General features: G+C 64.0%; 10 protein-coding genes. 3 read left to right on the top strand and 7 right to left on the bottom strand.

Going from position 1 to position 9,541, the window contains the following annotated elements:
• Window positions 1-184 precede the first annotated feature (184 nt).
• The 6 genes from lgt to ACHIRB_RS10410 all read right to left on the bottom strand — a co-directional run bounded on the left by lgt (window position 185) and on the right by ACHIRB_RS10410 (window position 6,970).
• On the bottom strand, window positions 185-1,669 hold the full coding sequence (gene lgt / locus ACHIRB_RS31215) for a prolipoprotein diacylglyceryl transferase (protein WP_417282109.1): 1,485 nt from the start codon (window positions 1,667-1,669) through the stop codon (window positions 185-187).
• On the bottom strand, window positions 1,666-2,469 hold the full coding sequence (gene trpA, locus ACHIRB_RS10430; protein WP_395123571.1) for a tryptophan synthase subunit alpha: 804 nt from the start codon (window positions 2,467-2,469) through the stop codon (window positions 1,666-1,668). Before trpA ends, lgt begins: the two co-directional genes overlap by 4 nt.
• On the bottom strand, window positions 2,466-3,770 hold the full coding sequence (gene trpB, locus ACHIRB_RS10425; RefSeq protein ID WP_395123570.1) for a tryptophan synthase subunit beta: 1,305 nt from the start codon (window positions 3,768-3,770) through the stop codon (window positions 2,466-2,468). The genes trpA and trpB overlap by 4 nt, the downstream gene beginning before the upstream one ends.
• Before the next feature lie 75 nt (window positions 3,771-3,845).
• Complete coding sequence (gene trpC, locus ACHIRB_RS10420) at window positions 3,846-4,655, bottom strand: indole-3-glycerol phosphate synthase TrpC (RefSeq protein WP_199706755.1); 810 nt, start codon at window positions 4,653-4,655, stop codon at window positions 3,846-3,848.
• An 87-nt stretch (window positions 4,656-4,742) separates the two neighbouring features.
• Window positions 4,743-5,399: a TIGR02234 family membrane protein gene (locus ACHIRB_RS10415; RefSeq protein ID WP_395123569.1), complete on the bottom strand. Its 657-nt coding sequence runs from the start codon at window positions 5,397-5,399 to the stop codon at window positions 4,743-4,745.
• Window positions 5,396-6,970 (bottom strand): anthranilate synthase component I, encoded by a 1,575-nt coding sequence (locus tag ACHIRB_RS10410; RefSeq protein WP_395116738.1) that lies wholly within the window; start codon window positions 6,968-6,970, stop codon window positions 5,396-5,398. The genes ACHIRB_RS10415 and ACHIRB_RS10410 overlap by 4 nt, the downstream gene beginning before the upstream one ends.
• Before the next feature lie 56 nt (window positions 6,971-7,026).
• Between ACHIRB_RS10410 and ACHIRB_RS10405 the strand changes: the two genes are divergently transcribed.
• The 3 genes from ACHIRB_RS10405 (at window position 7,027) to ACHIRB_RS10395 (ending at window position 9,102) form a co-directional block, all read left to right on the top strand.
• Window positions 7,027-7,482, top strand: coding sequence for a peroxiredoxin (locus ACHIRB_RS10405; protein ID WP_395123568.1), 456 nt, complete (start codon window positions 7,027-7,029; stop codon window positions 7,480-7,482).
• A 10-nt stretch (window positions 7,483-7,492) separates the two neighbouring features.
• Window positions 7,493-8,074: a permease gene (locus ACHIRB_RS10400; protein ID WP_395123567.1), complete on the top strand. Its 582-nt coding sequence runs from the start codon at window positions 7,493-7,495 to the stop codon at window positions 8,072-8,074.
• Between the two features lie 161 nt (window positions 8,075-8,235).
• On the top strand, window positions 8,236-9,102 hold the full coding sequence (locus tag ACHIRB_RS10395) for a DUF559 domain-containing protein (RefSeq protein WP_395123566.1): 867 nt from the start codon (window positions 8,236-8,238) through the stop codon (window positions 9,100-9,102).
• Window positions 9,103-9,164: 62 nt separating this feature from the next.
• On the opposite strand, the gene ACHIRB_RS10390 is transcribed toward ACHIRB_RS10395, so the two are convergent.
• Window positions 9,165-9,530 carry a hypothetical protein gene (locus ACHIRB_RS10390; RefSeq protein ID WP_395123565.1) on the bottom strand — a complete coding sequence of 122 codons (366 nt, stop codon included), beginning with the start codon at window positions 9,528-9,530 and terminating at the stop codon, window positions 9,165-9,167.
• Window positions 9,531-9,541 lie beyond the last annotated feature (11 nt).

Here is a 9,541-nt window from a genome sequence, read left to right as displayed (position 1 = left end):
GAACTCCGCAGCGCGCATTGACACTTCGCAGCGCCCACGACGTGCTGGTGGGCATGCGCAGTGCCGGGTGGTGCTGCGTAGTCGCTACTTGTGCCTTATCGCCGACGGGCGTGAGGGGTCCCCTGCCGTCATCGGACGACGTCAAGGTGACCCTGGCGCCATCCGGGGTCGACGACGCGAGCAGTTACTCGGAGCGGTCCAGCCGCGATCGGACTCGACGGAAGAGTGTCTGCGCAGACTTCGATGCCTTCGCAACGACCGCCGATCGGGTCGTCGAGTCGTCCGGAGTTACCGGGTCCGTTTTGGCAGGCTCTGCCTTTGCAGGCTCGACCTTGGCCGCTTCAACGTTGGCTGGCTCTACCTTCGCCGCCTCTGCTTTGGCTGGCTCAGCCTTCGCCGGCTCTGCCTCGGCCCGCTCTACCTTCGCAGGCTCGGCCTTGGCCGTATCAGCCTTGTTCGCAGCCGATTCCTTCGCCTTCGGCGTTGCGGCTGGTGCAGCAACGGCTTTCTCGGCGACTGCCGTCTCTGTGTCCGCATCGGACTTGTCGGCAACCTCGACAACCTCGACAGCCTCGGCCTTCGGCTCCTTGTTCAGCAGCGTCTTGACTCGACCCGCGAGTGTCGGCGCCGCGACTGCGCCCGCTGCGACTGCCGGCTCGGCCTCGGGCACCTCGGCGTCGTCGTCGGTGTCTTCGGTGTCGTCGGTGTCTTCGACGAGTCCAGCACCGTCTTCGTCGTCAGGCTCGGACTCGTCCTCTGCGGCTTCGAGCGCAGCCTTCTCGCGGGTCTCCCTCGACAGGAGTTCCTCAGGTTCCTCGCGGCCCTTCTCGGCGAAGATGAAGTAGGCCGCGGCGAGAACGAAGACGATCGCCGACGTGAACGAGTTGATCCGAATTCCCGCGATGTGGGACGCCTCGTCGGCACGCATCAGTTCGACACCGAACCGGCCCAAGCAGTAGCCAGCCACGTACAGGGCGAACAGTCGACCGTGACCGATTTTGAAGCGACGGTCCAGCACGACGAGCAGACCGACGATCAACACGTTCCAGAGCAGCTCGTACAGGAACGTCGGGTGCACTACCTTCTCGACGACGCCGATGGACACACCGTTGAGGTCGTTGCGCTCACCGAGCGAGTTGAAGCGCTGGTAGATCTCCAGGCCCCACGGCAGGTCGGTTTCGCGGCCGTAGAGCTCCTGATTGAAGTAGTTGCCGATGCGGCCGATCGCTTGCGCGAGCAGGATGCCTGGCGCGATCGCGTCACCGAAGGCGCCGAGCGGTATGCCTCGTTGCCTGCAGCCGAGCCACGCTCCGATGGCGCCGAAGAAGACGGCACCCCAGATACCGAGACCGCCCTGCCAGATTTTCAGCGCATCGATCGGGCTCTGGCCTTCACCGAAGTACTTCGGCCAGTCGGTCGCAACGTGATAGATGCGCCCACCGATCAGACCGAACGGAACCGCCCAGATCGCGATGTCGAGGACGGTGCCCGGCTCTCCTCCACGCGCGAGCCAACGCCGCTCGCCCCAGAAGATCGCGACGATGATTCCGACGATGATGAAGAACGCGTACGCCCGCAGCGGGAACGGACCCAGCTCCCAGACGCCTTGCGGCGGGCTGGGGATGTAGGCCAAGACGTCCGTCGCGGAGGTCGGCAGAGAAGAAGTCACGACGCAACGGTAGCGGAGCGCACTCCTCGGGCGAGTTCGGCCGTGAGTCGACTGACTTCGTCGACGCCTTTGCCCGCCGCCGAAACCAACGCCGACCCGACGATGACGCCGTCGGCGAACTGAGCTATTTCCGCAGCTTGCGCACCAGATCGAACACCGAGCCCGACGCCGACAGGAATGTCGGAATGGGTTCGAATGCGAGCCGTCAACTCGGGCGCAGCAGAGGACACAGCGTCACGTGCTCCCGTCACACCCATCGTCGACGCCGCGTAAACGAAGCCGCTGCTCTTGTCGATCGTCATGTTGAGACGCTCTTCCGTCGACGACGGTGCGACGAGGAAGATCCGATCGAGATGGTGTTGTTCGGATGCGGCGAACCACTGGTCCGCTTCTTCCGGAATGAGGTTGGGTGTGATCAGCCCAAGGCCACCGGCCGCGGCGAGATCGCGGGAGAAGGCGTCGACGCCGTAACGAAGCACGGGATTCCAGTAGGTCATCACGACGGCCTTGCCGCCGACGGACGCGATCTGCTCGACCACCGTGAAGACGTCACGCACCCTGATGCCGTTGCTCAGCGCCTGTTCGGCCGCGGCCTGGATCACCGGACCGTCCATCACGGGATCGGAGTACGCGATGCCGACTTCGATGACGTCGCAACCTGATTCGACCATCGCCTTGAAGACGTCGATCGAGCCGTCGAGATCCGGGTAGCCTGCGGGCAGATACCCGATCAGAGCCGCCCTGTTCTCGGCGCGGCACTGAGCGAAGGTCGGCGCAAGGCGAGATTCACGTGCACTCATGATGCCGACCCCTCCGCGTTCGTTGCCTTCGCTTCGTCGAGCAGTCCGAACCACTTCGCAGCGGTATCCATGTCCTTGTCGCCGCGACCGGACAGGTTCACCAAAATGATTGCGCCAGGACCCAATTCCTTGCCGAGCTTCAGGGCGCCCGCGACTGCGTGCGCCGACTCGATAGCCGGGATGATGCCCTCGGTGCGACTGAGGAGCAGCAGCGCGTCCATCGCTTCGGTGTCGGTGATCGGGGCGTACTCGGCGCGGCCGATGTCCTTGAGGTGAGCGTGTTCGGGTCCGACGCCCGGGTAGTCGAGCCCTGCCGAGATCGAGTGCGATTCGATGGTCTGGCCGTCGTCGTCCTGCAGCAGGTACGAGTACGCGCCCTGGAACGCTCCGGGCGTGCCGCCCGCGAATGTCGCGGCGTGCCTTCCGGTTTCGACGCCGTCGCCAGCGGCTTCGTAACCGACGAGGCGAACGTCGGCATCGTCGATGAAGGCGTGGAAGATGCCGATCGCATTGGAGCCACCACCGACGCACGCTGTCACGGCGTCGGGCAGCCTGCCGGTCAGTGCCTGCACCTGAGCGCGTGCCTCCAGCCCGATGATCCGCTGAAAGTCGCGGACCAGAACGGGGAACGGATGCGGACCCGCGGCCGTGCCGAAGCAGTAGTACGTGTTGTGGGCGTTGGTAACCCAGTCGCGCAGCGCCTCGTTGATCGCGTCCTTGAGGGTGCGAGATCCCGACTCGACCGACACGACGACCGAGCCGAGCAGACGCATTCGAGCGACGTTCAGCGCTTGTCGTTCGGTGTCGAGTGCGCCCATGTAGATGATGCATTCGAGGCCGAGCAGCGCGCACGCGGTCGCCGTTGCGACACCGTGCTGACCTGCGCCCGTCTCGGCGATGATTCTGGTCTTGCCCATCCGCTTGGCGAGCAGCACCTGACCGAGCACATTGTTGATCTTGTGCGAGCCGGTGTGATTGAGGTCTTCGCGCTTGAGGAGAATCCTTGCGCCACCGGCATGTTCGCCGAGGCGTCGCGTTTCGTACACCGGCGACGGCCGACCCGTGTAGTCGCGCTGCAACTGGTCGAGCTCGTCGAGAAAGGTGTCGTCGATCCGCGCCTTCTCGTACTCCGCGGTGACTTCCTCGATCACGGCCATGAGGGCCTCGGGAACGTGGCGACCGCCGTAGACCCCGAAGTGTCCACTGATGTCCGGCTCGTGGTGGCTACGTTCGGAAATGCCGTCGCTGGCCCTCGGGAGGCCTGCGCCCTTGGCGTCGAGTATCGATACTTGCTCTCGCATGTGTTAGCTATCCCCTGCTGCCATTGGTCCAGCCTGATTTGTCGGATGGTGAAACGGCACGGCTCACCGACAGGTTCAGCGGGCCGGCTTGGGGCACGACGGATGCGTGCCTGCCGTCACCAGATCGGCTACCGCGCTGCGCGGATCGCCACTGCGTACAAGTCCTTCGCCGACGAGGACAGCATCCGCACCCGCACCCGCATAGGCGAGCAGGTCTGCTGTGCCACGGACGCCGGACTCGGCAATCCTGATGACTTCCGACGGTAGTCCGGGTGCGATCCTGGCGAAGCTGTCGCGGTCTATTTCGAGAGTCTTCAAGTTACGCGCGTTGACGCCGATCACCTTGGCACCGGCTTCGAGAGCGCGATCGGCCTCTTGTTCGGTGTGCACCTCGACCAGCGCCGTCATACCGAGTGATTCGGTCCGGTCGAGCAGCGACGCCAGCGCATCCTGCTCCAGTGCGGCAACGATCAAGAGGATGACGTCGGCGCCGTGCGCACGTGCTTCGTGGATCTGATAGGGCCCGACCATGAAGTCTTTACGCAGCACAGGAATGTGAACTGCGGCACGTACGGCATCGAGATCGTCGAGGGAACCGTGGAAGCGGCGGCCTTCGGTCAGCACGCTGATGATGCGAGCGCCGCCGGACTGATACGCCAACGCAAGCTCGGCGGGGTCGGCGATTTCGGCGAGCGCGCCCTTCGACGGACTTGCGCGCTTGACCTCGGCAATTACACCGATTCCGGGCTCACGCAACGCGGCGATGGCGTCGAGCGCGGGGGGTGCCGCCGCTGCGGCAGCCTTGATCTGAGCGAAGTCGAGAACAGCCTCGCGGGCGGCGACATCGGCGCGAACCCCGTCGAGAATCGAGTCGAGTACGGTCATCGCTGCTCGAATCCTTTCTGGGATATCGGCCGATGTTGTCGGTCGTTGATCGGATCTTGACTAGCGTAGAGGGCTTGCCCTACGCGGCTATCGCCGGGTGCCATCGTCGTCCCTGTCGTCGGCGGTCGGATCGTTGCCCGCATCGAGCGCATCCCACAGCACCCGTTGCGACGTTTCCGCATCGCCTGTCTCCGCCGCTTTTGCCACCGAGACTTTCGCGAGTTCGCCGGCGTTCGAGCCACGCCTGTCGTACTTGGCGGACAGGCCACGCTGCGCCGAATTCCTTCGTAGCAGAAGCAGTCCGGCAACGACCGAGACCACCCCGCCGAGCAACGCAAGCAGCGCCGCCGCTGGATGTGTCTGCACCCCGGTGACCTCTGCTCGCCCGGGCAGTTCGGCAAGTCGTCCGGCGCGGTCGTTCGTCGCGCTGCCCGCGAGCAACGCAACGGCAGGCATGGCTGCAGCGACACCGACCGCGACGATCAGAACCGCGAACAACTTGAGTACCCAACCGCGGACGGCAAAAACAGCTGCGATCGCTGCGACGAACACAAGTGCGAAAGGCGTCAGCGTCGCTGCCCATGTCCCACCGAGGATCGTGTCGACACGATCTTCACCGAGTCCGTCGGACGACTCGACCCGCACCCAACTCAGCCGCGACGACGCCCACAGACACAGCGCAGCGACGGCGAGTGCTGCCACTGCCGCCAACGGGTACCTGCGCGCCGGACTCTGCTCGGTCAATCCGAGGCACCGCCGTAGGTTCGCATGGTCTTTGCGGCGGCGATCGCGCCGAGCACAGCCATCGCTTTGTTCTTCGCCTCGGTGTCCTCGTACTCGGCGACCGAATCAGCGACGACGCCTGCACCGGCCTGCACGAAGGCCTTCCCGTTCTTCACAAGCGCGGTGCGGATCGTGATTGCCGTATCCGCGTCACCGGCGAAGTCGAGGTAACCCACGATGCCGCCGTAGATGCCACGTCGCGTCGGTTCCAACTCGTCGATAAGTTCCATCGCCCTGACTTTCGGCGCACCCGACAGCGTTCCCGCCGGGAAGCACGCGGCAACTGCATCGAGTGCACGCTTGCCCTTTGCGAGGTGACCCGACACCGTCGACACCAGATGCATCACGTGGCTGTACCGCTCGATGTGGCGGTACGCGCTCACCTTCACGGTGCCCGGCTGACAGACCCGACCTAGGTCGTTGCGGCCGAGGTCCACCAGCATCAGATGCTCGGCGTTCTCCTTCTCGTCCGCGAGCAGACCCTTCTCCAAGAGAATGTCGTCTTCCTCGGACTCGCCACGCCACCGCGTGCCCGCGATCGGATGGGTCGTCGCGACACCGTCCTTCACAGTTACAAGAGCTTCAGGACTCGACCCGACGATCGAGAAGGCCGTGCCACCGTTGCCGTTCGGAATGTGCAACAGATACATGTACGGGCTCGGATTCGAAGCCCGAAGCATGCGATACAAATCGATCGGGGTGCCGTCGTAATCCATCTCGAAGCGCTGCGACAGCACCACCTGGAACGCCTCACCCGCTTCGATTTCCTCGACGAGTCTGCGCACACCGGCACCGAACTCTTCGGTCGTACGCTGCCGCCGAAACTCGGGCTTGGGCCGGTCGAACGTCGATACCGTCGACGGCGCGGTCGTCGCAAGCGCCTCGGTCATCTTGTCGAGCCGGGCGACGGCGTCGTCGTACGCCTCGTCGACGTGGGCATCCGTACCGTTCCAGTTCACCGCGTTGGCGATCAGGGTGATCGCACCCTCGTGGTGATCGAACGCAGCAAGATCGGTCGCGAGCAGCATCACCATCTCGGGGATCTGCAGATCGTCGACCGCATGGGTCGGCAGCTTCTCGATCCGACGAACCGCGTCGTAACCCATGAAGCCGACCATGCCGCCGGTCAGCGGGGGAAGTCCCGGCAGGCGTTCGGTCTGCAGCAGATCCAACGTTGCCCGCAGTGCTTCGAGCGGGTTGCCTCCGGACGGCGCATCCGCCGGGATCGCACCAAGCCACGCGGCTTCGTCGTCGACGACGGTCAACGCCGATGGGCTACCCGCGCCGATGAACGACCACCGCGACCAGGACCGGCCGTTCTCCGCAGACTCGAACAGAAACGTGCCGGGTCCATCGGCGGCGAGCTTGCGGTACGCCGACAACGGCGTCTCCGAATCAGCGAGCACCTTGCGCGTCACCGGAACAACACGATGCTCAGCCGCAAGCAGTCGGAACTGAGCGCGCGTAGTCGTCGAGTCACCCGCAGTTGCGTGCGCCGGTGCGGGTGGAATCGTCGTGGTCTCGCCAGCCATGCGAGCCATTGTCTCAGTCACACAGGTGTGTACGTGCCACAGGTACTGTCTGTTCAATGAAGCAAGGCGAGCGCGCCCCCCAATTCGAACTGCCCGACCAGACCGGAGCCAAGAGCTCCCTGGACGACCTGCTGGCCACAGGCCCGGTTGTGTTGTTCTTCTACCCGGCAGCCAACACTCCCGTCTGCACTGCAGAGGCCTGTCACTTCCGTGACGTCGCAGCCGAATTCGACGCACTCGGCGCAAGCCAGGTCGGCATCAGCACCGATTCCGTCGACACCCTCGCGGGGTTTGCGAAGAGTCAGCGCCTCGACTATCCGCTGCTCGCAGACGTCGGCGGGTCCGTCGCGGCGGAGTTCGGGGTGAAGCGTGGACTGCTCGGCAAGCTCGCACCGGTCAAGCGCCAGACGTTCGTCATCGACACCGATCGCACCGTTCTCAAAGTGATCGCGAGCGAATTGAAAGCGAACACTCACGCTGACCAGGCCCTCGAGTTCCTGAAGAGCCGATAGGCTGCGGGTTATGACGTCGCAGAACGCCGATCCACAGACTCCAGTCAAAACCGGCAAGCCCACGTGGCTGAAGCGGACGATCGCCATCGCAATAGCGGTGGTCGTCCTCGTGATCGTGTACTTCATCCTGGCGGCCTTCATACCGCGCTGGTGGGGCATTCGTATCGGCGAGGCCGCCGACGGAACCTTCACCCGCGGAATAGGATTGGGTCTGCTGCTCGGCGTGGTCTGCACGGTCGCACCACTGCTGCTGTTCCTCCTCGCAGGGTTGTCGTGGAAGAAGCGCGGCGGCAAATTCGTCGCAGCGATCTCCGCGATCATCGCGCTGATCATCGCGATCCCCAACCTGATGACGCTGAGCATCGTCGTCGGCAGCGGGGACGGCGCACATTCGGGTGCGCGCAGCTTGGACACAGAAGCACCGGGTTTCCGTGGCGGCACCTTGGTCGGCGCGATCATCGGCGTCCTGGTGTTTGTACTTGTGGCCTTCCTCGTCGTGCAGTTCAAGCGACGCGGCAAGCAGCTCCGCAAGGCAAAGGCCATGCAGCAGATCGATCGAGCACAGCAGACGATCGACCAACCGCACGTCTGAGTTCCTCCTCGAACGGGCTCTCAATGTCGCGATTTCGCCGAAATCGCAACACTGAGGGCCCGTTCGTCGCGTTATGCACAGGGCATCCGTTATCCACAGGGCAATTTCCCGCCTGGTCTTTTGCCTGAGCGGTCGCGGCGAGCCATGCGATCGTCGCCCTCGTGCAGAACCTCTACATGCCGGTGCGCCGATCCGTGGCTCTCGAAGAGCGGCGTCTATCGCGCCGCACGATCGACCGTGAATACGTCCGGGTGTACCCCGACGTCTACCTCCACAAGGACGTCCCGCTCGATGCTGTTGTCCGTGCCCACGCCGCATGGAGCTGGTCCGGCGGTCGAGGGGTGCTCGCCGGATGGTCAGCAGCGGCGTTCTGGGGCACGAGGTGGATCGACGCCAACACACCCGCGTGCATCAACGTCGCTGAGCATCGACGCGCTCCTGCGGGCCTCACAATTTACCGAGACGAGCTCGACACGAAGGACGTGGTGAACCGCCGTTCGTGCGCAATCACCACACCCGAGCGAACGGCATACGATCTAGGTCGGCGCCTCGAATTCGATGCGGCGATCGAAGTCATCGACGCGATCTACCAGGCAACACGGTTGACGCGGAGCGGCTTCTCGTCGTACGTCGACGGCCACAGTGGTGACCGGGGGCTGGCGCAACTACGCAACGTCATAGCGCTGTCCGACGAAGGCGCCGAGTCGAAATGGGAAACGAGAACTCGACTCGCGATCAGGCGAGAGGGATTTCCTGATCTGGAAACGCAGGTCGTAATCCAGGATCCGTCCGGACGGTTCATCGGACGTGCTGACATGGGCTGGCGGCGCTGGCGAGTTGTGGTCGAGTACGAAGGAGACCACCATTTCGACAAGATCGCGCGCAACAACGACATCGAACGTTGGAATGCGCTCGAAGCCGCGGGTTGGCGAGTGATTCGGGTCAAGGCGAAACAGCTGACACACGGTCGAGCGCTACTGATGCAACAGATCCGCACCGTCCTTCGCGAACGCGGCGCCGATACGTGACGAACGGGCCACCAGTGCACGGAATTCGGCGAAATCCGTGCCCTGAGAGCCCGTTCGAGGCATCACCAGGGGCGCGGGGGCGGCTGCTGGTACTGCGGGGGTGGCTGTTGAAATTGCTGCCTCTGTACCGGTGATTTCGCGATGATCAAAGCAAGCAGGATGAATGCCAGCCCGACGATGCTCGCGGAGTTCAATCCCGCGTTGATCCATTCCTGATCTTCGTTGTATTCGGGCCGCCAGATTTCGAACTGCTGCAGTCCCACGTAGATGGCCGACGGCAGACTGAGCAGTACCCCAAGGATTCCGAGGGTTGTTGCTCCGCCACCACGCCGTCGACTGCCTGCGAACAGCGCCAGCAATGCGATGGCCAAGACGACCACCACGGCAGCGGAGTTGGCCTTGTAGATGTTCTGGATCGAGTCGGACACGTGCTCCCCTA

Source organism: Antrihabitans spumae, assembly GCF_043944905.1.
Lineage (GTDB): Bacteria > Actinomycetota > Actinomycetes > Mycobacteriales > Mycobacteriaceae > Antrihabitans > Antrihabitans spumae.
Note: the sequence above shows the minus strand (reverse complement) of the source record. Positions and strands in the feature narration are given on the sequence as shown.

Coding starts and splice junctions, on each gene's coding strand:
- trpA (WP_395123571.1), bottom strand. CDS start 2,469: ATGAGTGCACGTGAATCTCGCCTTGCGCCGACCTTCGCTCAGTGCCGC.
- trpB (WP_395123570.1), bottom strand. CDS start 3,770: ATGCGAGAGCAAGTATCGATACTCGACGCCAAGGGCGCAGGCCTCCCG.
- trpC (WP_199706755.1), bottom strand. CDS start 4,655: ATGACCGTACTCGACTCGATTCTCGACGGGGTTCGCGCCGATGTCGCC.
- ACHIRB_RS10410 (WP_395116738.1), bottom strand. CDS start 6,970: ATGGCTGGCGAGACCACGACGATTCCACCCGCACCGGCGCACGCAACT.
- ACHIRB_RS10405 (WP_395123568.1), top strand. CDS start 7,027: ATGAAGCAAGGCGAGCGCGCCCCCCAATTCGAACTGCCCGACCAGACC.
- ACHIRB_RS10400 (WP_395123567.1), top strand. CDS start 7,493: ATGACGTCGCAGAACGCCGATCCACAGACTCCAGTCAAAACCGGCAAG.